The following is a 23,171-nucleotide window of genomic DNA, read 5'->3' on the forward strand; positions in this document are numbered from 1 at the left end:
GAGCGCACAAAAGCCGCAATTTCGCCCCAATCCTTGGGTAGGTTTTCGCACGGCTAATTCTTGTGTCAGAGGACCAAATGACTAAGGCGCTGCGGAAATCATATCAAAGCTTCAGCTTTCTTTTCATGCTGAACTGGGACACACTTCTGTTTTTCGGTGCCACCGCTCTGGCGATGGGCGGTTGGGCCTACGTGATCAGCATGTGATTCTTGCTCCTTTTTGAAAAGGACATGCAGCGGCCCACCGGGCCGCTTTGTTTTTTGGTCTTTTGACAAGGGTAATTAATCTCGCTACTCAACAATAAAGTCCTGAAATTCTGGGTAGAGAAAAAAATGACAGATAGGCGAGGCGCAGGCACATCCTGCGGGGGGCAGATGCCAACAAACAAGATTTTGTGGCGAACGCTACGTATTTTTTCCTTTGTTTTTATAGCTGGATTTGCGTCTCTGCCGGGGGTCGCACACGCACAGAGTTACACCATCAATTCGTTCGATGTTGAGGGCAACAGGCGGATTGAAAGCTCGACAGTCATAGCCCGGACAGGGATCCAACCGGGGCAGACAGTGACTGCCGGGGAATTGAATGATGCCTATCAGCGTTTGCTTGACAGTGGTGTTTTTGAAACAGTCGAATTGACCCCGCGCGGCAATACTCTGGTGATCGAAGTCGCGGAGTATCCGACGATCAACCAGATCAGCATCGAAGGCAATCGCCGGGTGAAGGACGACGTCCTGTTAGAGGCCATCAACTCTCAGCCTCGCCGGGTTTTCACACCCCAGGTCGCAGAAGCGGATGCAGACCAGATCGCAGCGATCTATTCGGCGCAAGGTCGTGTGTCTGCGACGGTCATTCCCCGCATTATTCGCCGCAGCGACAACCGTGTCGATCTTGTGTTTGAAATTGCCGAAGGAACCACAATTGAGGTCGAGCGCGTTAGCTTTGTAGGGAACCGGGCGTTCTCGGATCGCCGCCTGCGCCGCGTTTTGGAAACCAAGCAAGCGAACGTCCTACGTACTTTCCTGCGCGGTGATACGTTTATCGCGGATCGGATCGAGTTCGACAAACAGGTCATTCGTGACTTTTACCTTTCCCGTGGCTACGTGGATTTCCGCGTCAACAGCGCAAACGTGGAATTCACGCGTGAGCGCGACGCGTTCTTCCTTGTGATGAACATCACCGAGGGACAAAAGTTCTCGTTCGGCAAAATCTCGACCGTCAGCGAAATTCCGGGTGTCGATCCGGCCGCCTATCAGGCAGCGCTGAAGATCAAACCAGGTGTCACCTATTCTCCGTCGCTTGTTGAAAACTCGATTGCACGTCAGGAACGTCTGGGTCTGAAACAGGGCGTGGATTTCCTGCGGGTTGAACCTCGGGTCACTCGCAACCCGCGCGACCTGACGCTGGATGTTCAATTCGTACTGACGCGTGGCCCCCGGATCTTTGTTGAACGCATCGACATCGAGGGCAACACGACAACTCTGGACCGCGTGATCCGGCGCCAGTTCGACACGGTCGAAGGCGACCCGTTCAACCCACGTGAAATCCGCCAGAGCGCCGAACGCATCCGCGCACTTGGGTTCTTTGCCGTAGCTGATGTCGAGCCGCGCGAAGGTTCGACTCCAAGCCAGGTGATCGTTGATGTGGACGTCGAAGAACAGCCCACCGGGTCGTTGAGCCTGGGTGGTAGCTACTCGGTTTCCGACGGTTTCGGGATTGCGATTGGTCTGAACGAGTCGAACTTCCTGGGCCGTGGTCAGAACCTCGGCGTGACGCTGTCGACCGCACAGGACTCGGAGCAATACACTCTGAACTTCACCGAGCCGTATCTGCTGGGCCGCCGGTTGCAATTCGACCTGGGTCTGGGACTGGCTTCGACCAACTCGAGCTTTGCGAGCTACGATACCAAGCGGGTCTTCTTCAATCCTCAGCTAAGCTATGCAATTGGCGAGCTGTCGTCTCTGCGGTTGCGGTACGGCTGGGACCGGAGCGAGATGACGCAGCAGGACAATGAAACCAATGGTGCGGTCATTGCGTCCGAGATCGCGCAAGGCAAACGGACGACCAGCTCGCTGGGCGTGTCCTACGTCTATGACAGCCGTCGTGGTGGTCTGAACCCGAATGCAGGTGTTTTGTTTGAAGTTGGTGTTGATGCAGCCGGGCTTGGCGGCGACAACGAATACTACAAAACCACCGCCCGTGGTATCGCGCAGACCCGCGTTCTGAGCGAAGAAGTGGTGCTGCGAGCGACATTGGAACTGGGCGCGCTGCATTGGAGAGGCGACGACTTCAGCCGGACCATCGACCGCTTTGTTCTTGGACCGAACACGTTCCGGGGCTTCGAGCCCGCGGGTCTGGGTCCGCGCGACCTGTCCAACGGTCAGGACGATGCGATCGGCGGTAACTACTACTGGGTTGCACGTCTTGAATCAGACTTCCCTCTGGGTTTGCCAGAAGAGCTGGGTCTGCGCGGTGGCGTGTTCTATGACTTCGGTAACCTGTACAACATCAACAACGTGAACACTGCTGGAGCTGATATCGTCGGTGCCGACGGCTCCATCCGTCACGTCATCGGTCTTTCGGTTCTGTGGACCACACCTTTTGGTCCGCTGCGCTTCAACTTCTCGCAAGCCATTAAGAAAGAGGACTTCGACAAGGAACAGAATTTTGACCTGACCATTCAGGCACGGTTCTGATCCCAGGATGTTGAACGTAATAATCTCAAGAGTGCAGGGCCCGTTTCGGGCCCTGTGCGTTTTTTTGACGGTGGTCTGCACAGGGCCAATACAAGCCCAACAGTTGGGTGTGCCGCAATCCAGTGTCCTGACATTGTCAAGCGAACGCCTGTTCGCCGAGTCGGAATTCGGTCAACGCGTTATGCGAGAGATCGAGGCCGAAGGCGTTCTGTTGGCCGAGGAAAACGAACGGATCGTTGCCGAGCTGAGCCGGGAAGAAAAAGATCTGACAGAAAAGCGCACCGAGATGCAGCCGGATGAATTTCGGCCACTTGCCGAAGCGTTTGACAGAAAGGTTCAGTCTCATCGAGATGGCCAGCGGGCAAAGCTGGACGCGCTGTCCCGCCAGAGCGAGGAAGCCCGGCAAGCCTTTTATGAACTGGTTCAGCCGGTTCTGATCGATCTGTTGCGCGAATCCGGGGCCTCGGTCGTCATTGAACGCTCCAACGTGTTTCTCAGCTCGGACAGGACCGACGTCACGGATGCTGCAATCGCACGGATCAATGAATTGATTGGCGACGGAAGCCAGCTTGAAACCAAAGGCGACGAATAGGGTCGCTTGCCCTTGGGGCGCGGTGTTGCTAACCACGCGTCAAAGAGAACTCCATAACGGGACGACTGCAAGATGAGCACGGAAACCAAAAGCGCCGACATTCAGCTGATCCAGCGGATATTGCCACACCGCTATCCGTTTCTGCTGGTTGACAAGGTGGTGGACATCTCGGGCTATCAGTCGGCTGTTGGCATCAAGAACGTCACCATGAACGAGCCGCATTTCCAGGGGCATTTCCCGGGCACTCCGATCATGCCGGGTGTGACCATCGTCGAAGCTATGGCCCAGACCGCAGGTGTGATGCTTGGCGTTGGCATGGATGTGATCGACAGCGAGCTGTTGATTTACTTCATGAACATCGACAAATGTAAGTTCCGCCGCAAGGTAATCCCGGGCGACGTGCTTGAGATGCATGTCGAAACCGTTCGGGGCAAAAAAGGCGGAAAGATCTTCAAATTCGCCGGTCGTGCCACGGTTGACGGCGAAGTCGCGGCCGAGGCCGAATTCTCGGCCTATGTCGATTGGGACATGGAAAAAACGACATGAGCGGCATCCATCCAAGCGCGATTATCGAAGACGGTGCGCAAATTGGTGAGGGCTGCGTCATCGGCCCGTTCTGCTATGTGGGCAGTCAGGTAACGCTGGATGACCGGGTCGTGTTGAAATCCCATGTCGTGGTCACGGGGGAAACCTCTGTTGGTGAAGACACCGTAATTTTCAACTTTTCCGTCATCGGGGAAATCCCGCAGGATCTGAAATTCGGCGGTGAGAACACGCGGCTGGAAATCGGTAAGCGCAACCGGATTCGCGAACATGTCACGGTGAACACCGGAACCGACGGAGGCGGCGGTGTTACCCGGATCGGCGATGACTGCCTGCTGATGGCCGGCGTACACGTCGCGCATGACGTCCAGATCGGCAATCGGGTGATCATGGTGAACCATGCAGGCGCCGCCGGTCATTGCATCATTGAGGACGACGTGATTGTCGGCGGCATTTCCGGGCTGCACCAGTTTGTCCGCGTGGGCCGCGGCGCGATCATTGGCGCTCTGACGATGGTTCCGAACGACGTGATCCCCTATGGTCTGGTGCAGGCCCCGCGGGGGGAGCTTGATGGCCTGAACCTTGTTGGGCTCAAGCGGCGCGGTGTATCTCGTGAGGATATCGCAGCCTTGCGCGCCGCCTTCCGTGAACTTTCGACCGGCGACGGTACTTTCATGGAGCGGGCGCATCGGGTCGGGGCAGACAACGAAAGCGAATACGTTCAGCGGATCGTCGATTTCGTGACCGGGCATTCGGACCGATCCTTCCTGACACCGGGGAAATAGACCCATGCTGGCGCTGATTGCCGGAACGGGCATATTGCCGGGCGAAGTCGTAGAGCAACTGGCCGAGCGCCCGGTGATATGCGCCATGGAGGGGTTTCGCCCGGACACCCTGACCCCGGATGTCGAATTTCCGCTGGAACAGCTTGGCAGCTTCATCGCTGACATCAAAGCGCGCGGCGTGACCGAGATTTGCATGGCAGGGGCCGTTGGGCGTCCGCCTATTGATCCCGGGCGGATCGACGCAGCAACCATACCGTTGGTCCCGATCTTGCAACAAGCGATCCTCTCCGGGGACGATGCCGCGCTGCGGGCCGTGATTGGAATATTTGAAGAGGCCGGATTCAAAGTGCGGGCGGCACACGAAATCGCACCGAACCTACTGCCGCAACTCGGCTGCCTGACGCAGTCGCAACCGTCCGAGGCTGATCTGGCCGATTCAGACCGCGCGTCAGCAATCGTGCGTGCATTGGGGGCTGCAGATGTTGGGCAGGCTTGCGTTGTGTCCAAACGGCAGGCTCTCGCCATCGAAGGGATATTCGGTACCGCGTGGATGTTGCAGTCCCTGACGCAAAGACCGGATGCCGGCGGCGGCGTACTGTTCAAGGCGCCTAAGCCAGATCAGGATCGCCGTGCTGATCTGCCTGCCATCGGGCCGGATACTGTGTCTGGTGCCGTTGCGGCTGGGCTGTCCGGGATTGTGATCGAAAAGGGCGGCGTTCTTGTTTTGGAGAAGGACCGCGTCATCGCCGAATGCGATCGGCTCGGGTTGTTCCTGTACGTCCGCGAGCGGACGAACTGATGCGCGTTTTCGTTGTGGCCGGGGAGCCTTCGGGGGATCGGCTTGGCGGCGCATTGATGGAAGGGCTGCGAACCCTTGTGCCGGATGTCGAATTCGACGGTGTCGGCGGCCCGTTAATGCAAGCGCAGGGCTTGGAAAGTCGTTTCCCGATGTCTGAACTTTCGATCATGGGGCTGGTCGAGGTCCTGCCCAAGTTCTTTCATCTCAAACGTCGGATTTCCGAGACGGCACAGGCTGTTCTGGATACCCAGCCTGATGTTCTGATCACCATCGACAGCCCCGATTTCTCGCTGCGCGTCGCCAAACTGGTGAAGGCGCAAAGCAAGATTCGTACCGTCCACTATGTTGCCCCCAGTGTCTGGGCCTGGCGTCCGGGTCGTGCGGACAAAATGGCAAAGGTCATCGACCACGTGTTGGCCCTGCTGCCATTTGAGCCGCCCTACATGGAGCGTGCGGGCATGGAATGCGACTTTGTCGGCCATCCGGTCGTCAGCGAACCAGTGGCATCAGATGAGGACATTCAGAAGTTTCGGGACGCCCACGATCTTGGGCAAACCCCAATTCTGCTGGCCTTGCCAGGATCGCGCCGCGGCGAAGTGGATCGTCTAGCCCCCGTATTTGGTGAAGCGTTAAACCTGTATCTGAAAGAGCACCCCGAAACCCGCGTTGTCGTCCCGGCTGTTGCCCATATTGTCGAAACGGTGACGGAGCATGTCCAAAACTGGCCGGGTTCGCCGGTCGTGGTGGACCCGCGCCAATTGCCCCCTGACGAGGCTCAGGCACAGAAAAGGGCAGCGTTTGCAGCAGCCGATCTGGCCCTGGCGGCGTCCGGAACAGTTTCTTTGGAACTGGCCGCGCAAGCGACGCCTATGGTGATTGCCTATAATCTGAACTGGCTGACAACCGTGATCGCTAAGCGAATGGTGGACCTGGACACGGTGACCCTTGTCAACTTGGTGGCGGAGACCCGTGCAGTTCCCGAATGCCTGCTGGACGATTGCGAGCTGGGAAAGATTGCTGCAGCTTTGGCGGCTGTGTCCGCCGATCCTGAGGCGCAGCAGAGGGCCATGGACCTGACAATGGACCGGTTGGGACGGGGTGGAGAAGCGCCGGGCCTGCGCGCAGCCCGTGCCATTCTGAACAGACTGCCCGAAAGCCATGATTGAACACATCCTGTTCGGTATTTCGGCGGGGGTCGTAACCGTCTCAACCAATCTCGACAATCTTGTCGTTATGTTCGGACTGATCATGGTGATGGACACACGTCGCGTGGTGATTGGGTTTGCGGTTGCTCAGACTATTGTCATTTCGCTGGCACTGGTGATTGCGAGCGGCTTGGACCAAAGCGGATTTCTAAACTGGGTTGGCTACCTCGGGATTATTCCCTTGTGTCTGGGGCTTTATGGAATCTGGCAACAAATCAGGGGCGCTGACAGCCGCAAGATGCCCGATACGGGGGCCATCACTTCGGTCGTTGCTCTGTTTCTGAGTCTTTCGATTGATACGCTGGTCGCAATGACACCATTGTTTGCGGATTCCACCCCGGCGTTCCGGATGACGGCGTTGATCGGGGCGGCCTGCGCGCTTGCCGGGTTGATCGGTGTTGCAAGCTGGGGTGCGCCACGAGCGCAGGTGCTGGGACCACGTTTCGCAAGACTCGACAGAATTGCACCTTACATCATGGTCTCCGTCGGACTGTATATTCTAGTCAACAGCCCGACAGACGTTTTGTGACCTGAAGGCTAGGGCCTCAGTAGCCGCGCCATATCCAGCCGCCACCAAAGATGCGAGAGCCTTCGTTGGCATAGAAAACGCAGGCCTGACCGGGCGAGATGCCTTCCTCGGGTGTCAGCAGTTCAACCTCGGCTGTCGTTTCCGACAGTGGCCGGACAATCGCCTCGCGCGGAGGGCGGGTCGAGCGGACTTTGACCGACAAATGCCATTCTTTCTGTGAGGCGAATGGCTCATCACCCAGCCAGTTGATTTCGCGCACCGGTACGGTGCGGGTGGCCAGCAACTCCTTGGGGCCGACCACGACCTGCTTTTTGTCCACGTCGAGCTTCACGACATACAGGGGCTCGCTCAGCCCACCAATACCCAGACCGCGGCGCTGACCAATTGTGTAGTGGATGACGCCATTGTGCTGTGCCAGGACACGACCGTCGGCATGAACGATTTCACCCGGCTCGGCGGCGCCGGGGCGGAGTTTTTCGATCACGCTGGCGTAGTTGCCATTCGGGACGAAACAGATGTCCTGACTGTCAGGCTTGTCCGCAACCGACAGACCGTACTGCGCGGCCATCTCACGCGTCGCGTCCTTGGAGGGCAAGTGTCCCAGAGGGAAGCGCAGGAAGTCCAGCTGCTCGGGCGTGGTCGAGAATAGGAAATATGATTGATCCCGGTTCGCGTCTTCGGCGCTGTGTAGCTCAGGTCCGTTCGCGCCCATCTTGCGCTGGATGTAGTGACCGGTGGCCATACAATCAGCCTCAAGGTCCTTGGCGGTTTCCAACAAGTCCTTGAACTTCACGCGTTCGTTGCAGCGAATGCAGGGCACCGGAGTTGCACCGGCCAAGTAACTGTCGGCGAACTCGTCAATCACGGCGTCCTTGAAGATGTTCTCGTAGTCCAGAACGTAGTGTGGAAAACCGCGTTCCTCGGCCACACGGCGCGCGTCATGGATATCAATCCCTGCGCAACAGGCACCTTTTTTGGCCAGGGCCGCGCCATGGTCATATAGCTGCAACGTCACACCAACCACGTCATAGCCCTGATCGGCCAGATAAGCGGCGACAACAGAACTGTCCACGCCACCGGACATGGCAACAACCACCCGCGTTTCCGACGGGGGTTTGGCGAAGCCAAGCGAGTTCAGCGGTGTCTCGGTATCGAGGGCCATGACGATTCCAGTGCGGGTTAAGAAAGACCGGCAGAATATAGGAAAATTCTACACACTCTCAAGGGGCGGTTTCACCCGGCATTAAGTAGGCTGTTGGCAGCTTTGTCGCAGTTGGAAAAGGGTCGAGAGATGTATTTGCACAAAGTCGAAGGGCCAAGGTCTGTAACCCTGCCGGATGGAACACTTTTATCGCGCGCGGACCTTCCGCCGGAAGACACGACCAGATGGGTCGCCTCGCGCAAAGTGATCGTCGTGCGCGGCGTTCTTTATGGGCTAATTTCGCTATCCGACGCCAAAAAACGTTATGGCCTCAGCGATGAAGAGTTCAATTCATGGGTTTCAGCGGTTGCGGAACACGGATTGGACGCGCTGAAAGCCACCGCTCTAAAAAAATATCGACAACCTAAAGGCGAATGTGAATAAATGATTCAACGGTAACGTCAGATTAACCATTTTTGATCAGGTTCAATTTTAATTGGTAATTGACCCGAATTGGAGCAGTAAATGCGTATACTTCTTGTCGAGGATGATCCCACTACGTCCAAAAGCATCGAATTGATGCTGACGCACGCAAACCTCAACGTCTATGCGACGGATCTGGGCGAGGAAGGCATCGATCTTGCAAAATTGTACGACTATGACCTGATCCTTTTGGACCTGAACCTGCCGGATATGAACGGTCACGAAGTGCTGCGGCAGCTTCGCATTGCACGGGTTGAAACACCTATTCTGATCCTGTCGGGTGCTGACGACACCGAAAGCAAAATCAAGGGCTTTGGTTTCGGCGCTGACGATTACATGACCAAACCCTTCCACCGAGAGGAGCTGGTAGCCCGCATCCACGCAATCATTCGTCGGTCCAAGGGCCATTCCCAATCCATCATACATACGGGCCGGGTCGCAGTGAATCTGGATGCCAAAACGGTTGAGGTTGAAGGCAAGGCCGTCCATCTGACCGGCAAGGAATACCAGATGCTTGAACTGCTAAGTCTGCGAAAAGGCACCACGCTGACCAAAGAGATGTTCCTGAACCATCTCTATGGCGGCATGGACGAGCCCGAGTTGAAAATTATCGACGTTTTCATCTGCAAACTGCGCAAGAAGCTCAGCAATGCGACGGGCGGCGAAAACTATATCGAAACTGTCTGGGGCAGGGGATACGTGCTGCGCGACCCTCAGGCCAACGGTATGGGCGAGCATCGGATTGCTGTTGGAGCCTGACCTAAAATGAAATCTGGTCGTCGTTGGTCCAAGGCGGCCACCTCACTCATGGAACAGCACATCTGGACCTAGCCATGGCCTCGCCCTATCACTGGGTTCAAAGACTATGTGACAGGGCAAGGCCATGAGCGATTCAATTGCGGTATCAGAGCTGACGGAAGATCAGGCACGTGCTGAGCTGGCGCGGTTGGCAGAATTGATTGCGCGAGCCAACACGCGGTATCATGCAGAGGACGCACCTGAGATATCTGACGCGGACTACGATGCATTAAAGCGGCGAAATACCGACATTGAGGCGCGTTTTCCGCAGTTGAAGCTACCCGATAGCCCCTCTGACCAGGTCGGCGCAAGACCGGCGGAAGGGTTTTCAAAACTCGTCCACGCCGTCAGAATGATGTCCCTTGGCAATGCGTTCAACGACGAAGATGTCGCAGATTTTGATCGGTCTATCCGCAAATATCTGGGATTGGGCGACTCAGCCGGGCTTACATTTACCGCCGAACCCAAGATTGACGGTCTGTCCTTGTCGTTAAGGTATGAACAGGGAAAGCTCGTACAGGCGGCGACCCGCGGCGACGGAGAAGTTGGCGAAAACGTAACTGCGAACGCCTTGACGATTTCTGACATTCCACACAGCGTTGAAAATGCACCTGATGTTCTAGAGGTTCGCGGCGAAGTTTATATGTCGCATGAAGACTTCGAAAAGCTGAACGCGCGACAGGCAGAGCTGGGCGAAAAGACCTTTGCAAACCCGAGGAACGCGGCGGCGGGGTCGCTTCGGCAACTGGATCCCAAAATCACTCGATCCCGTCCTCTCAGGTTCTTTGCCTATGCGTGGGGCGAACTGTCTGAACCTCTGGCGGAAACGCAATCAGGCGCAATAGAACGATTGGCCAGTTTCGGTTTTTCGACCAACCCACTGACGGCATTGTGTGAAACGACCGGTCAGATGCTGGATCACTATCGCAGCATAGAAGAGCAGCGGGCCACGCTTGGGTATGACATCGACGGTGTCGTCTACAAGGTGAACAATCTGGCGCTCCAGGCCCGACTGGGGTTCAGGTCCACGACCCCCAGATGGGCCATTGCTCACAAGTTTCCGGCCGAGCTGGCGTGGACACGGCTGGAAGCGATCGACATTCAGGTTGGACGAACAGGCGCGCTTAGCCCCGTCGCCCGATTGCACCCCGTAACTGTCGGGGGGGTCGTTGTGTCAAATGCCACCTTGCACAACGAAGACTATATCGCCGGTCGGGATGCCAAGGGCGGTACGATCCGGGATGGCAAGGACATTCGGGTTGGAGACTGGGTACAGGTTTATCGCGCGGGCGATGTGATCCCGAAAGTGGCGGATGTAGACATTTCGAAACGCCCTGAAGGTGCGGAACCTTATGTCTTTCCCACGTCCTGCCCGGAATGCCACAGCGATGCAGTTCGCGAAGAAGGCGACGCTGTTCGGCGCTGCACGGGTGGGATTATATGCCCCGCACAGGCCGTTGAAAAATTGAAACATTTTGTGTCTCGTAAGGCGTTCGACATTGAAGGTCTGGGCGCAAAGCAGATCGAAATGTTCTACGACGACCCCGATCTGCCGGTCAGAACGCCCGTTGATATTTTCACGCTGCAGAACCGGGACGCGGCCAACTTGAACAAGCTGGCCAACCGCAAGGGCTGGGGCGCACAAAGTGCTGGCAATCTGTGGGAAGCAATCGACGAGAAACGCAAGATTCCGTTCGGACGCCTTCTGTTCGCATTAGGCATTCGTCACGTGGGTGAAGCGGCTTCAAACCTGATCGCCAACCATTATGGTGCTTGGTCTGACTTTGAACGGGCTATCACCGCAGCTGCGAGTTTCGAAGGCCCTGAATGGGACGAGTTGCTGGGCATCGATGGCGTAGGAGAGGTTATGGCCCGCGCACTGGTGTCCGCATTCGCTCAGGAGGCCGAGCGTTCGAGTATTAACGCTCTTGTCGATCAGTTGGATGTGCAGGACGCCAAACGCCCGGACACTTCGGGCAGCCCGGTGGCAGGAAAAACGGTCGTTTTCACCGGTACGCTGGAAAAGATGACCCGCGCCGAAGCCAAGGCACGGGCCGAGGCTCTTGGCGCCAAGGTTTCGGGTTCGGTCAGCAAGAAAACCGACATTCTGGTTGCAGGACCGGGGGCCGGGTCCAAAGCCAAGAAAGCGGCAGAGCTGGGCATCAGGACCTTGGATGAGGACGAATGGCTGCAACTGATCGGCACCGCATGAGTGGTCGTCCCGAAGTTTTGTTTCCGCTGTTCGCGGGGCTAGAGACGCTTGAGGGGGTTGGTCCCAAGACCGCTCAGGTCATGGCGCAGACTGGCATCGAGTCTCCACGTGATGTGTTGTTCGGATTGCCATATGCGGTCGTGGACCGGCGTCGGCGAGACACAATCAAAGGGGCCGACCTGCCGACGACGCTAACAGTTGAGGTTACGGTCGGAACTCACAGGCCGCCGCGCAACAAGGGCGGGGCCTATCGGGTTCATGTCGAGGACTCGCAAACTGACTTCCAATTGGTGTTTTTTCATGCGCGCGGTGACTATCTGAAAAAGGTTCTGCCGGAGGGAAGTCGCCGGGTGATTTCTGGCAAGCTCGAACTGTTCGATGGCATGGCACAGATGGTCCACCCAGATCATATGCTGCCGTTGGAAAACGCAGGTGACATCCCCGAGTTTGAGCCCGTCTATCATCTGACCCAGGGCATCACTCAAAAGACAGCCTACAAGGCGGCCCGCAGCGCGTTGGCGCGTGCACCACAACTGGCCGAGTGGATTGATCCGGCTCAGGTTGTCCAACAAGACTGGACGGACTGGGCGGCGGCTATTTCAGCGGCGCACAACCCTCAGGGGGCGGATGATGTTGCCGCACACGCTCCGCCCCGGGAGCGATTGGCTTATGATGAGTTGTTTGCGCACCAAGTGACTCTGGCATTGGCCCGGCAGCGCGAGCGCAAGGCGCGGGGTATCGTCAGTGTTGGCACCGGTGTCCTGCAGGCCAAAGTTTTGCGCAGTCTTCCGTACAAACCCACCGGAGCCCAGATGCGGGCGATCGAAGAAATCACTGCCGATATGGCCTCGGACGCGCGCATGAACCGGTTGCTGCAAGGCGATGTCGGCGCGGGAAAAACTCTGGTTGCTTTCATGGCTCTGCTAGCCGCTGTCGAGGCGGGCGGTCAGGGTGTGATGATGGCACCAACCGAGATCCTGGCTCGGCAGCATCTTGAAGGTTTGCGCCCACTTGCCGAAGAAGCGGGTGTCGTTCTGGAAATCCTCACGGGTCGGGATAAAGGGGCCGAGCGGCGCGCCAAATTGGCAGCATTGAAACAGGGCGACATTCACATCCTTGTCGGCACGCACGCGGTTTTTCAAAGCGATGTTGAGTTCCGCGCGTTGCGTTTGGCAATTGTCGATGAGCAGCACCGGTTTGGGGTCCGCCAGCGGATGGAGCTCTCCGAAAAAGGGCAGGGCGCGGATGTTCTGGTCATGACCGCCACGCCAATTCCGCGCAGCCTCGCTTTGGCGCAATACGGAGACATGGACGTTTCCGTTCTGGACGAAAAACCACCGGGACGGAAGCCGATCAAAACCGCCATCGTCAGTACTGAACGCATGGATGAGGTCGTCGCGCATTTACGGCGGGCGATCGACGAAGGCCGCCAGTGTTACTGGGTTTGCCCGCTGGTCGATGAATCCGAAGTGTCGGACCTGACAGCTGCAGAGGAACGGTTCAAGCGGCTGCGTGCTGTGTTGGGCGAAGGCATGGTTGGCTTGGTCCATGGCCAGATGCCAGCAACGGATAAAGATGCCGCTATGGCTGCCTTTCAGAAAGGTGAGACAAAGGTATTGGTTGCCACAACCGTCATCGAAGTTGGCGTAAACGTTCCCAATGCCTCGATCATGGTGATCGAACGTGCCGAGATTTTCGGGTTGGCCCAGTTGCACCAGTTGCGCGGGCGGGTCGGACGGGGTGAAGCGGACTCGACCTGTTTGCTTATGTATCAACCCCCTCTGAGCGAAGGGGGACGCAAACGACTGGAAGTCCTGCGTGAAACTGAAGACGGGTTTCGGATTTCCGAGACTGACTTGCAGATGCGCGGCGCAGGTGACCTGATCGGTACAGCGCAATCAGGGTTGCCAAAGTTCCGGATTGCGGATCTGGAACGTCAGGCCGGATTGATGGCTGTCGCTCAGACGGATGCACGCAACCTGCTGAGTAAAGACCCGAAACTTGAAAGTGAACGGGGGCAGTCGGTCCGCGTCCTTTTGTGGCTCATGAAGCAGGATCAGGCAATCCGTTTGATTTCAGTGGGTTAGCAAAATCGTTCCCATAAGTTCACAAATGTTCTCAAAAAGTTCTTTACCGACTCGGTGAAATATGAGAACAAAAGGTCAACAAAGGATTAAATCCCGACCGGAGGTGAGACCATGCTGACCCAGATCAAGACCGCCATTAGCCGCTCGCACGCAACGCTGTTGCAAGACGCTGCCGGTGCTGTGTCTTTGGTGGTGATGCTGGTGGTTGCCCTTCACCTTCCCGGAGCGTTCTGACCCTTTCTGCCTGCGATCTCGTGCCGTTCAAACCGTGCGCTGTCATCCCCATATCAGTCAAGGGTGACCTGCCTGTCCCAATTCCCTTGAAAGGGCCATGCCTCGGCCCTGCGCGGATATCCGGGTCCCACACGAGAAACGCAATGCCTGCCGCCGCCCTTTCCGCCCGGAAGGTGCGGCGGTTTTTTTACAACTGACCGGTTTTGAAGATTTCCAGCATCGCTGACAGCACGGAATTCACCGCAACTGACGCCAGGATCATGCCCATGATCCGGCTGATGATCGCCGCACCGGAATGTCCAATCAGACGAATGATTGGTTCGGCCAGCAGCATCAAAATAAAGGCAATTGCGATCACCGACAGCATGACTAGGGCGGTGATGCCCTGATCGGTTGCGCTGTAGCGGCTGTTATCCGTCAGAATAACCACCGCCAGCATCGCGCCCGGAGAGGCAAGCGACGGCACGGCCAACGGGAAAATCGCCGGGTTATGCTGGTGGAACTTGTCCTCCTGATCATCTTCGGCTTCACGTTGCTCGATGTCTTGTTTGCTTTCACCGAAGATCATCGTCAGGGCGAACAGGAACAGAATGATCCCACCGGCCACCTGAAACGAGTTGAGCCCGATATCCAGCGCCTCGATCAGCCACTGTCCGCAAACCAGGAAAAACAGAAGAACGCCGGCGCTGATAGCCGCAGCCAGCAATGCCGTTTTCCGACGCGCCGCGGCTTCAAGCCCGGCCGTCACCGCGATAAACACAGGGATAGTGCCAATCGGATCAATGACCACCCAAAGGGTGACGAAGTGCTCCAATAAATTATTCAAACCAATTTCTCCCCCTGATTGGGCGAGAGGTTAGATGGGTTTGAACCGAAATACCATAATCAGGCGCAATTGGCTTGTTCGGCCTGCTCCATCGCCTCGGCAGTCGCATCAAGCGCCAGCAGAATCGAGGCGTGACGGTTTTTGTAGTCGCGTGCGGGCATAAGGACCTCCAGGCCGTCGAACGGAGCATCCGGGGCAGGGCCATCTTTCTTCAACATGGCGGCCAACTGATCCCGTGCCGTTTCGATTTGCGCGCGCGTGGTCCCAATCACGGTAGAACCAACAACCGAAGCCGAGGCCTGACCTAGCGCGCAGGCCTTCACATCCTGTCCGAACTCGGCAACCCGACCGTCCAGAACCTTGACGTCCACGGTCACGGTCGATCCACACAAGGGCGACCGCTTTTTCACGGTCGCGTCAGGGTTTTCCAGCCGTTCCAGATGCGGAATATCAGCGGCAAGCGCTAGTATGCGGCCGGAATATAGCTTTATCAGGTCGTTCTCGCCGGACATGGCTTCCCCTCGTTGCGTGTTCCCCATACATAGTGAGCATCCACCGGGATGCAAAAGGTTTTTATGATGTCCGAGATCATCACATTCGATCCGTCGAGCTTGAAGTATAACGAGGCTGGTCTGATCCCTGCCATCGCACAGGATGAGGCCTCTGGCGAAGTTCTGATGATGGCTTGGATGAATGCCGAAGCAGTTGAAAAGACGCTGGAAACGCGCCGGGTGACCTATTGGTCGCGCTCGCGGCAGTCGTTTTGGATCAAGGGCGAAACATCAGGCCACGTTCAGGATTTGGTGGATTTTCGTGTGGACTGCGACCGGGACTGTCTGTTGGTCCTGGTGCGGCAGACAGGCGCAGCATGCCACACAAACCGCCGCACCTGTTTCTACACTGCTGTTCGCGATGGCGACGAAGTCGAACTGATGTCTCCGGTGGAGTAGGGCTCAAAGTCCAACCATGGCTCGAATTTGACCTGCGGACACACCCTCGGCGCGGTATTTGGAAATCGCCCGCGCGTCGTCGCGCTTGGCCAGCCTTTTGCCAGTGTCGTCGCGGATTAGGCGGTGATGGTGATACACTGGAGTTGGCAGCCCGAGAAGCGCCTGAAGCAGCACATGAATACGGGTCGCCTCGAACAAGTCCTGACCACGCACGACATGGGTCACGCCCTGAGCCGCATCATCCAGAACGACGGATAGATGGTAGGACGTCCCCATATCGCGCCGTGCCAGTACAACGTCGCCGATGGTTTCCCTAAGCTCTTTAGCTGTGAAGGCGATATGTCCGCTTTCGCCATCTGGACCGATGCCGGTTTCCTCAAAAAAGGCTGCGTTTGCAGGTTGTTGAGAGGCAGTATTGAACAACTCGGGAACTATGCTTGCGACCATGGCGATGTCCAATCGCAGGGGCGTGTCGGTTGGCATGGGTCCAGTTCTGTCTGACACCTCCCGGCACGTGCCCGGATAGATAATCCCGTCCGGCCCATGCAAGGGCAGCCCTTCTTGCGGTGCACTGGCTGCGGCGGCGATATCCCTGCGATTGCACGTGCAGGGATACAGCAGTCCATGCGACCACAGGTCTCGCAATGCCTCTTCGTACGTGGAAAGGCGAGATGACTGGCGCATCACCGGTTCCGGCCATACCAGCCCCAACCAACTCAGGTCATCGTAAATCTGATCTTCCCAGTGCTGTCGGCATCTGGAGCGGTCTATATCCTCAATGCGCAACAGGAATTGGCCACCTTCTTTAGCAGCCATATCACTGGCTAGAAGTGCGGAATAAGCATGGCCAAGATGAAGCGGGCCCGTTGGAGAAGGGGCGAACCTGGTGATAAATGTCACGTTTTCTCAACAACATATACGTCTGATTTAAGGTCCATCCCCGGAAGATGAGGCCCATACTCCTTAAACAACAGCCTTGCCGCCCCCATGTCCAGCCAATCGTTCAGGCGGCCGGTATAGGACCGGTCGTTGAGCGTATGATCATTGAACGAAAACGCCAGAAAACCACCCTTGGGCAGCGCATTCATCAACAGGTCGAAGGTCTTTGGCGGGGCTGCTCCGGTTCCGATCACGCCTATCGCGGTGATCGCCTTGTATGCGCCTCGCTCCAATGGATCCGGGTCGTTGATCTCAAACGACGTCAGATTCCTGTAAATGCCTTTGGCTTTGGCCTCCTCAAGCATCTTCGGTGTAGGATCAATCCCGTCGATCACCTGAAATCCCGCCGCGTGCAGTGCCTTTCCCGACAGCCCAGTTCCACAGCCGTAGTCCAGAACAGGGGTCCGAGGTTCGGGCATCTTTGACCATAGTGCTTCGGCGACGCGACCAGGCGTAGCATAGCCATGCGACCCGACTTCTGCGTCATAAGATGATGCCCATTTCTGATAGTGCGCGCGGGTGGCCTCGGGCGTTTCCAACCCATAGACATCCTTAAGGTATTTGTCGCTCATATACGCATGTTAGGCTGGTTGGACGCGGTGCGTCCAGTCAGCAATGCGCCAGCCAGTCAAACCATTCCGCCTTGGCGCGGTCAGTATAGGCTTTGTAGCGGTCTTTCCGTCCACGCCGACCGCCCTTTAGCCCTTCGACAGGGCGGAACAGGCCAAAGTTCACATTCATCGGTTGAAACGTCTTGGCCTCGGCCCCGCCTGTGATGTGGTGGATCAATGCGCCCATGGCGCTATCCTGCGGCACTTCAGGAAGCGTCCGACCGAGAATCTCGGCAGCGGCCAGCCGTCCGGCCAGCAGTCCCATGGCAGCACTTTCGACATAGCCCTCAACACCGGTGATCTGACCGGCGAACCGGATATTCGGTTTTGTTTTCAGACGCATCTGCGCGTCAAGCAATGTCGGAGAGTTGATAAACGTGTTACGATGAATGCCGCCCAGACGCGCAAAACTCGCGTTTTCGAGGCCGGGGATCATCCGGAATACTTCGGTTTGCGCACCGTACTTCATCTTGGTCTGGAAACCCACGATGTTGAACAGCGTTCCAAGCGCGTTGTCGCGGCGCAGCTGCACAACCGCATGAGGTTTCACGTCTGGCTCATGCGGATTGGTCAGGCCAACCGGCTTCATCGGGCCGTGGCGCAGCGTCTCGCGGCCGCGTTCGGACATCACCTCGATGGGCAGGCATCCGTCAAAGTATCCCGCGGTTTCGCCTTCGTGAAACTCGGTCTTGTCAGCGGCCAGAAGGGCATCAACGAACGCCTCATACTGATCACGGTCCATGGGGCAGTTCAGGTAGGCCGTGCGCTCTTCCTCAGTCTCACCTTTGTCGTAACGTGATTGCATCCAGGCTTTGCTCATGTCGATGCTATCGGCATAGACGATGGGGGCAATCGCATCAAAAAAGGCCAGCGACTCTGCACCGGTTTCGGCCCGGATCGACTCTCCCAGCGACGCTGAGGTCAGTGGACCGGTCGCGATGATCCAATGACCGCCATCGGGCAGGGCGGTGACTTCCTCTCCGGTCACCTCGACCCGTGGATGGGCGTGCAGTTTTGCGGTGACCGCTTCGGCAAAGGGATCACGATCCACGGCCAGCGCGCCCCCGGCGGGCAGACGATGCGCATCGGCCGTGGTCATAATCAACCCGTTGGCTTCGCGCATTTCCCAATGCAGCAGCCCAACCGCGTTTTGTTCGTCATCATCCGAGCGGAATGAGTTCGAGCACACCATTTCGGCCAAGTTGCCGGTCTGGTGCGCAAAGGTGCCAACTTTGGGCCGCATTTCGTGGATCACTACATCCACGCCCATTTCAGCCGCCTGCCAGGCCGCCTCGGACCCTGCCATGCCGCCGCCCACGATATGCAATTTCTGTGTCATGAGGTGCCACATAGGGCAGAGCAAGGCGCAACGCAACACAAGCTGCGCACCGTATCAGATCGTCAACAATTTAAGGGGAACTTGGGGTCGCCGCAGCGGGAATGTCAACGCCGGTGAGAGAAACCAGCTTGGAGGGACCTTCCGCTTACAGCGACCCAAAAGCTATCTGGGGCCTAAGCCTTGTCTCAGCTTTGCCACAGTGTCGCCCTTTTGAAAAGTCCAAAAATGCGAACAGTCGTTAAAATTTACCATGACAATCGCGTTATTGATCCCAATTCGGAGGTCTTTTTTCGATAAATGCGGAAATCCCTTCCTCGGTATCCCGATGCATCATATTCTGCGCCATTACCTCTCCGGTATAGGCGTAAGCCTGTTCGATTGGCATATCGAGCTGTTGGTAAAAAGCTTGTTTGCCGATTTTGACCGCTGATCCAAGCTTATCCGCCAATTGTTCCGCAAGCGACGTCGCTTCCTGCTCCAACAGCGTTTCGGGCACGGCGCGGTTGATCAACCCTAGTTCGGCTGCACGGTCCGCAGAAATGAATTCACCGGTGGTCAACATCTCGAAAGCCTGCTTCCGCGGGATATTCCGGCTGAGCGCGACCATCGGTGTCGAACAGAACAATCCGATATTGACCCCGTTCACCCCAAACCGCGTGCCCTCAGCGGCAACGGCAAGGTCGCACGTCGCAACCAGTTGACACCCCGCGGCCGTAGCGATCCCGTGGACCTGAGCGATAACCGGTTGGGGCAGGGACTGGATCGACAGCATCATCTTGGCGCAACGCGCAAACAGATCCTGAAAATAGGCTTTTCCGCCATCCTCGCTTTGGCGCCCTGCAGTCATCTGCTTGAGATCGTGTCCCGCGCAGAACGCCTTGCCTTCACCAGACAAGATCACGGCACGGATACTTGGGTCACCACCAAGAGCGTCGAATTCGGATTGTAGCGCCGCCAGCATCTCGTCGCTCAGAGCGTTAAGACGGTCCGGCGCGTTCATTTTCAGCCGCGCGACACCCCCTGTGTCGTTACGTTCCAGAATTCCCATCTTGCCCTCCGATCTGATGTCGGGCCAACTCTAGGGCGGCAAATCGAGGAGGGGAAGTATGTCGTTGGTTTTGAACCGCGAACAGCTGTCGGAGTATCTGCATCAGGTGTTTCCACAGGTCCAGCGGGACTTTGCGGTGGACAGTTTGGACGAAAATTCGATCGTAATGCGATTGCTGGTCGAGGACAGGCACTTGCGACCGGGGGGAACGGTGTCGGGCCCGTCAATGTTCGGCCTGGCAGATGTCAGTGTTTACGCAATGATCCTGGCCCGCAAAGGACGCCAGTCATTGGCCGTGACAACAGGCTGCTCAATGGACTTTATGCGCAAACCGGACGGCAGTGCGGATATGATCGGCCGATGCACGTTGCTGAAACTTGGCAAAACGCTTGCCGTTGGCGATGTCCTGATGTTCTCGGCCGGTTCAGACAAGCCCGTTGCCCGAGCCACGATGACTTATTCTCTACCGCCCGAAGGGTCCGCTGCGGCGGCGTTCGGATAAAAAATGGCCGGGTAAGACCCGGCCAAGGAAGAGGTCCCGATAGGGACTGGGGATTGGTTAATACTGCCAGAAATAGCGTTTGATCTCTCGGTCGGCCTGATCGCGGGTCAGCCCGACGTCTTTCAACATGCGATCATCCAACTGCGACAGGTTAACCCTGCTGCGGCGCTGTCGTTCCCACTTTGTGACAGTCGCCGCAAACCGCACGGCCAGCGCGGCAATCATCGGCAGCCGGGGGCTATCGTTCAGCAGCATGAGGGCGGGGGTGTGCATGTGGCGTGTCATCTTGGGTATCCTTTCAAATTGTATTGACACAAAGCTAATATGTTCGGTACATATGCTTGATACATTCAGCATTGTGTCAAAAGCAAAGGAAGAATTGTAATGGATACAATTTGGCCAGAGGCGCTGCCAAAATCCAAAGGTCCAAAGTACACCCTGGTGGCCGACACAATACGAAAAGCTATTAAGAACAAAGCACTGGAAGTCGGAACGAAACTGCCTCCGGTGCGTGAGCTTGCGTATCGGTTACAAATCACACCTGGTACAGTTGCCAGGGCGTATACGATTCTGACGGAAGAAGGCTTGTTACAAGCCGAGGTCGGACGTGGTACATTTGTAGCGCCGCCAAAATCACCCCTGCTGGACGATGTATGGGCAAGGCAGCTTTATCTGCGCGAAGACAAATACAGCGCCAATGTCAGCCTGTTTAGCCCGCGACTGGCCGATGTCGGACAGGTTGCATTGATCCGTGAATGCCTGAATAAGGTGGCGCAGGCAGATCCGCAGTTGCTGATGAACTATCCCACCCGCGATGCCTACAAGCCCATGAGGCAGGCGGTGGTCGAGTGGCTCTCGGATCTCCCGCTGGGCGCCCTGACCCATGATGACGTGGTTCTGACCCACGGTGGGCAGAACGGTCTGTGCCTTGTTTTCCAAACAATATTGCGTGGTCCCAAGCCGGTCGTTCTGGTCGAGGACTTGTCTTACGCAGGGTTCCGTCGGGCAGGGGAGTTAATGCGGGCCGAGGTAGTTGGCGTCAAAATGGACAAATGGGGCGTTGATCCCGATGCAATGGATCACGTCCTGCGCCAAACACCGGCGCAGGCAGTTTGTGTCTCGCCCGAAGTGCAGAACCCCACCGGCTCTCACACGCCGTTGGAACGTCGAAAGGAGATCGTCGAGGTCGCGCGCCGCCACGATCTGCAGATTATCGAAGACGATTGTTATCGCATGGGGGACGCCCACGCACCCAGCTTTCGCGCCTTGGCACCAGAACGGGGGTGGCATGTATCTTCGATCTCAAAAATCCTGACCCCGGCGTTGCGTGTTGGGTTCGCGATAGCTCCACGGGAACGCAGCGTGGACCTGCGGCGGTCGGCTGAATACGGTTATTTCGGGCTGGCGCAGCCTTTGGCGGAACTAACCCGGTTGCTGCTGTCCGACCCCCGGACGCGCCAAATCGCTAAGGATGTCCGAGTTCGGATGGGCGAGTATGTTCGCGTGGCCGTTAACGCTCTGGGCGGGTTTGATCTGAACTGGGCACCCGACGTTCCGTTCGTCTGGCTGAACCTGCCCTCGGGCTGGCGCGCTGCTGCATTCAGTCGTGCGGCCGAGCGAGACGGCATACAGTTGCGGTCCGCTGACGAATTCGCGCTGCGTGACGGGCGCGCACCGAACGCCGTACGCATTGCAATGAACGGCCACGTGTCGTTGGAGCGGTTCGAGGCCGCGATGCAGCGCCTGAGGGCGCTTCTGGATAATCCCCCCGAGCAGATCAGCGTCTGAAGGTTCAGCCCAAAGGTTCAGGATCGCCAAAGAACCCGGCCAAATGTGCGAACCTTCCCTCGGCATCCAGATGCGCAAAATCGTGGCCGGCAACGACGATGCCGCCATCCGGACCAACCAAACGCCAGGTGAAGTGGATGACATCGTTATGACCACTGGCCTTGCTGGTCAGCTCTAGCTTGCCGCCCGTGCTTTGCGACACTTCTCCGATATGATCGCACAGGTTTGACCGGCCCTTCACCTCGGCCATGGGGTCGACATATATTCCGTTCTCTGCAAAGCACGCAGTCAGAATTTCAAGCCGTTTGCTCCGGTCTGCTTCCTGCCATGCCGCCCCATAGTCGGACACAGTTTGTTGCCAGTTCATTATGTGATTTCTCCCATATCGGATATCGGATTGTAAATTAACGTTCACTCTGTATGTCGATTTACCCAACGAAGTATGGGGTAAAATAATACCTATTTTTTAATTCATTGATTTTGCAGAATTTAAATAGGATTGGCGTGGTTGACCTGCGCGACGCAGCCCTCTAAATACGCTCCATCGAATTCGGGCCGCTCCGCCTTGGGGCGGTCTTTCACATCAAACAGGACTATCCTGCCATGAAAACCTTTTCTGCAACACCTGCAGACATCGACAAGAAATGGATCCTGATCGACGCCGAGGGCGTGGTTCTGGGCCGTCTTGCCTCGATCGTCGCCATGCGTCTGCGTGGCAAGCACAAAGCGTCGTTCACCCCGAACATGGACATGGGCGACAACGTCATCGTGATCAACGCTGACAAAATCCAGATGACCGGCAAGAAGCGCGAAGAGAACTTCTACTGGCACACTGGCCACCCGGGCGGCATCAAGTCGCGCACCAAACAGCAGATCCTGGAAGGTGCACACCCCGAGCGCGTGGTCGTTCAGGCCGTCAAACGCATGTTGCCGGGCAACCGTCTGGCGCGTCAGCAGATGACCAACCTGCGCGTTTACGCCGGTGCCGAGCATCCCCATGAGGCGCAAGCGCCCGAAGTTCTGGACGTTAAGTCCATGAACAAGAAAAACACCCGGAGCTAATGACC

26 protein-coding genes are annotated in these 23,171 nt (G+C 57.1%); 17 read left to right on the forward strand and 9 right to left on the reverse strand.

The window, feature by feature from the left end; all coding sequences use genetic code 11:
• The first annotated feature begins 77 nt into the window (after window positions 1-77).
• From ACR0AA_RS07665 to ACR0AA_RS07700, 8 genes are all read left to right on the forward strand, one after another.
• Window positions 78-206 carry a hypothetical protein gene (locus ACR0AA_RS07665; RefSeq protein WP_480661642.1) on the forward strand — a complete coding sequence of 43 codons (129 nt, stop codon included), beginning with the start codon at window positions 78-80 and terminating at the stop codon, window positions 204-206.
• Window positions 207-332: 126 nt separating this feature from the next.
• Window positions 333-2,693 (forward strand): outer membrane protein assembly factor BamA, encoded by a 2,361-nt coding sequence (bamA, locus tag ACR0AA_RS07670; protein ID WP_480661643.1) that lies wholly within the window; start codon window positions 333-335, stop codon window positions 2,691-2,693.
• A 109-nt stretch (window positions 2,694-2,802) separates the two neighbouring features.
• A complete protein-coding gene (locus tag ACR0AA_RS07675; protein WP_480661645.1) occupies window positions 2,803-3,285 on the forward strand; it encodes an OmpH family outer membrane protein in 483 nt (160 codons plus the stop codon).
• A gap of 72 nt (window positions 3,286-3,357) precedes the next feature.
• On the forward strand, window positions 3,358-3,831 hold the full coding sequence (gene fabZ / locus ACR0AA_RS07680; RefSeq protein ID WP_480661646.1) for a 3-hydroxyacyl-ACP dehydratase FabZ: 474 nt from the start codon (window positions 3,358-3,360) through the stop codon (window positions 3,829-3,831).
• A complete protein-coding gene (lpxA, locus tag ACR0AA_RS07685) occupies window positions 3,828-4,613 on the forward strand; it encodes an acyl-ACP--UDP-N-acetylglucosamine O-acyltransferase (RefSeq protein WP_480661648.1) in 786 nt (261 codons plus the stop codon). The genes fabZ and lpxA overlap by 4 nt, the downstream gene beginning before the upstream one ends.
• Before the next feature lie 4 nt (window positions 4,614-4,617).
• Window positions 4,618-5,412, forward strand: coding sequence for an LpxI family protein (locus ACR0AA_RS07690; protein WP_480755795.1), 795 nt, complete (start codon window positions 4,618-4,620; stop codon window positions 5,410-5,412).
• Window positions 5,412-6,578, forward strand: a complete 1,167-nt coding sequence (lpxB, locus tag ACR0AA_RS07695) for a lipid-A-disaccharide synthase (protein ID WP_480755796.1) — start codon at window positions 5,412-5,414, stop codon at window positions 6,576-6,578. The genes ACR0AA_RS07690 and lpxB overlap by 1 nt, the downstream gene beginning before the upstream one ends.
• Window positions 6,571-7,146 carry a hypothetical protein gene (locus ACR0AA_RS07700; RefSeq protein WP_480755797.1) on the forward strand — a complete coding sequence of 192 codons (576 nt, stop codon included), beginning with the start codon at window positions 6,571-6,573 and terminating at the stop codon, window positions 7,144-7,146. Before lpxB ends, ACR0AA_RS07700 begins: the two co-directional genes overlap by 8 nt.
• Before the next feature lie 16 nt (window positions 7,147-7,162).
• Here the strand turns inward: ACR0AA_RS07700 and mnmA are convergent, their stop codons facing one another.
• Window positions 7,163-8,308, reverse strand: a complete 1,146-nt coding sequence (gene mnmA / locus ACR0AA_RS07705; RefSeq protein WP_480755798.1) for a tRNA 2-thiouridine(34) synthase MnmA — start codon at window positions 8,306-8,308, stop codon at window positions 7,163-7,165.
• Window positions 8,309-8,437: 129 nt separating this feature from the next.
• On the opposite strand from mnmA, the gene sciP reads away from it, so the two are divergent.
• The 5 genes from sciP to ACR0AA_RS07730 all read left to right on the forward strand — a co-directional run bounded on the left by sciP (window position 8,438) and on the right by ACR0AA_RS07730 (window position 14,101).
• The gene (gene sciP, locus ACR0AA_RS07710; RefSeq protein ID WP_480755799.1) at window positions 8,438-8,731 is read left to right on the forward strand and encodes a CtrA inhibitor SciP; all 294 of its coding nucleotides are present in this window, start codon (window positions 8,438-8,440) and stop codon (window positions 8,729-8,731) included.
• 81 nt (window positions 8,732-8,812) lie between these two features.
• Window positions 8,813-9,529: a response regulator transcription factor CtrA gene (ctrA, locus tag ACR0AA_RS07715; RefSeq protein ID WP_480661660.1), complete on the forward strand. Its 717-nt coding sequence runs from the start codon at window positions 8,813-8,815 to the stop codon at window positions 9,527-9,529.
• Window positions 9,530-9,653: 124 nt separating this feature from the next.
• Window positions 9,654-11,780, forward strand: a complete 2,127-nt coding sequence (ligA, locus tag ACR0AA_RS07720; RefSeq protein WP_480755800.1) for an NAD-dependent DNA ligase LigA — start codon at window positions 9,654-9,656, stop codon at window positions 11,778-11,780.
• Entirely contained in the window at window positions 11,777-13,867 is a 2,091-nt protein-coding gene (gene recG / locus ACR0AA_RS07725; RefSeq protein WP_480755840.1) for an ATP-dependent DNA helicase RecG, read from the forward strand. Before ligA ends, recG begins: the two co-directional genes overlap by 4 nt.
• A gap of 111 nt (window positions 13,868-13,978) precedes the next feature.
• Complete coding sequence (locus ACR0AA_RS07730) at window positions 13,979-14,101, forward strand: hypothetical protein (protein ID WP_480661664.1); 123 nt, start codon at window positions 13,979-13,981, stop codon at window positions 14,099-14,101.
• A gap of 187 nt (window positions 14,102-14,288) precedes the next feature.
• Here ACR0AA_RS07730 and ACR0AA_RS07735 read toward each other — a convergent pair whose 3' ends face one another.
• Both ACR0AA_RS07735 and ACR0AA_RS07740 read right to left on the reverse strand, forming a co-directional pair.
• Window positions 14,289-14,927 carry a MarC family protein gene (locus tag ACR0AA_RS07735; protein ID WP_480661666.1) on the reverse strand — a complete coding sequence of 213 codons (639 nt, stop codon included), beginning with the start codon at window positions 14,925-14,927 and terminating at the stop codon, window positions 14,289-14,291.
• Between the two features lie 59 nt (window positions 14,928-14,986).
• A complete protein-coding gene (locus ACR0AA_RS07740) occupies window positions 14,987-15,439 on the reverse strand; it encodes an iron-sulfur cluster assembly scaffold protein (RefSeq protein WP_480661668.1) in 453 nt (150 codons plus the stop codon).
• A gap of 48 nt (window positions 15,440-15,487) precedes the next feature.
• Here ACR0AA_RS07740 and hisI point away from each other — a divergent pair, with 48 nt between their 5' ends.
• The gene (gene hisI / locus ACR0AA_RS07745; RefSeq protein WP_480661670.1) at window positions 15,488-15,877 is read left to right on the forward strand and encodes a phosphoribosyl-AMP cyclohydrolase; all 390 of its coding nucleotides are present in this window, start codon (window positions 15,488-15,490) and stop codon (window positions 15,875-15,877) included.
• Between the two features lie 3 nt (window positions 15,878-15,880).
• Here the strand turns inward: hisI and gluQRS are convergent, their stop codons facing one another.
• The 4 genes from gluQRS to ACR0AA_RS07765 form a co-directional block, all read right to left on the reverse strand.
• Window positions 15,881-16,777, reverse strand: a complete 897-nt coding sequence (gene gluQRS / locus ACR0AA_RS07750; RefSeq protein ID WP_480661672.1) for a tRNA glutamyl-Q(34) synthetase GluQRS — start codon at window positions 16,775-16,777, stop codon at window positions 15,881-15,883.
• On the reverse strand, window positions 16,774-17,388 hold the full coding sequence (locus ACR0AA_RS07755; protein ID WP_480661674.1) for a class I SAM-dependent DNA methyltransferase: 615 nt from the start codon (window positions 17,386-17,388) through the stop codon (window positions 16,774-16,776). The genes gluQRS and ACR0AA_RS07755 overlap by 4 nt, the downstream gene beginning before the upstream one ends.
• A gap of 37 nt (window positions 17,389-17,425) precedes the next feature.
• Window positions 17,426-18,766: a methylenetetrahydrofolate--tRNA-(uracil(54)-C(5))-methyltransferase (FADH(2)-oxidizing) TrmFO gene (trmFO, locus tag ACR0AA_RS07760; RefSeq protein ID WP_480661675.1), complete on the reverse strand. Its 1,341-nt coding sequence runs from the start codon at window positions 18,764-18,766 to the stop codon at window positions 17,426-17,428.
• Between the two features lie 262 nt (window positions 18,767-19,028).
• Window positions 19,029-19,814: an enoyl-CoA hydratase gene (locus ACR0AA_RS07765; protein ID WP_480661677.1), complete on the reverse strand. Its 786-nt coding sequence runs from the start codon at window positions 19,812-19,814 to the stop codon at window positions 19,029-19,031.
• Window positions 19,815-19,872: 58 nt separating this feature from the next.
• Here ACR0AA_RS07765 and ACR0AA_RS07770 point away from each other — a divergent pair, with 58 nt between their 5' ends.
• Complete coding sequence (locus ACR0AA_RS07770; protein WP_480661679.1) at window positions 19,873-20,316, forward strand: PaaI family thioesterase; 444 nt, start codon at window positions 19,873-19,875, stop codon at window positions 20,314-20,316.
• A 57-nt stretch (window positions 20,317-20,373) separates the two neighbouring features.
• Here ACR0AA_RS07770 and ACR0AA_RS07775 read toward each other — a convergent pair whose 3' ends face one another.
• On the reverse strand, window positions 20,374-20,601 hold the full coding sequence (locus tag ACR0AA_RS07775) for a DUF1127 domain-containing protein (protein ID WP_480661681.1): 228 nt from the start codon (window positions 20,599-20,601) through the stop codon (window positions 20,374-20,376).
• Window positions 20,602-20,700: 99 nt separating this feature from the next.
• On the opposite strand from ACR0AA_RS07775, the gene ACR0AA_RS07780 reads away from it, so the two are divergent.
• Window positions 20,701-22,104 carry an aminotransferase-like domain-containing protein gene (locus ACR0AA_RS07780; RefSeq protein ID WP_480661683.1) on the forward strand — a complete coding sequence of 468 codons (1,404 nt, stop codon included), beginning with the start codon at window positions 20,701-20,703 and terminating at the stop codon, window positions 22,102-22,104.
• A 4-nt stretch (window positions 22,105-22,108) separates the two neighbouring features.
• On the opposite strand, the gene ACR0AA_RS07785 is transcribed toward ACR0AA_RS07780, so the two are convergent.
• Window positions 22,109-22,471, reverse strand: a complete 363-nt coding sequence (locus ACR0AA_RS07785) for a nuclear transport factor 2 family protein (protein ID WP_480661685.1) — start codon at window positions 22,469-22,471, stop codon at window positions 22,109-22,111.
• Window positions 22,472-22,707: 236 nt separating this feature from the next.
• Between ACR0AA_RS07785 and rplM the strand changes: the two genes are divergently transcribed.
• Window positions 22,708-23,166 (forward strand): 50S ribosomal protein L13, encoded by a 459-nt coding sequence (gene rplM / locus ACR0AA_RS07790; RefSeq protein ID WP_170373746.1) that lies wholly within the window; start codon window positions 22,708-22,710, stop codon window positions 23,164-23,166.
• The last annotated feature ends 5 nt before the right edge of the window (window positions 23,167-23,171 follow it).

Source organism: Ruegeria sp. CE8 (assembly GCF_056537465.1).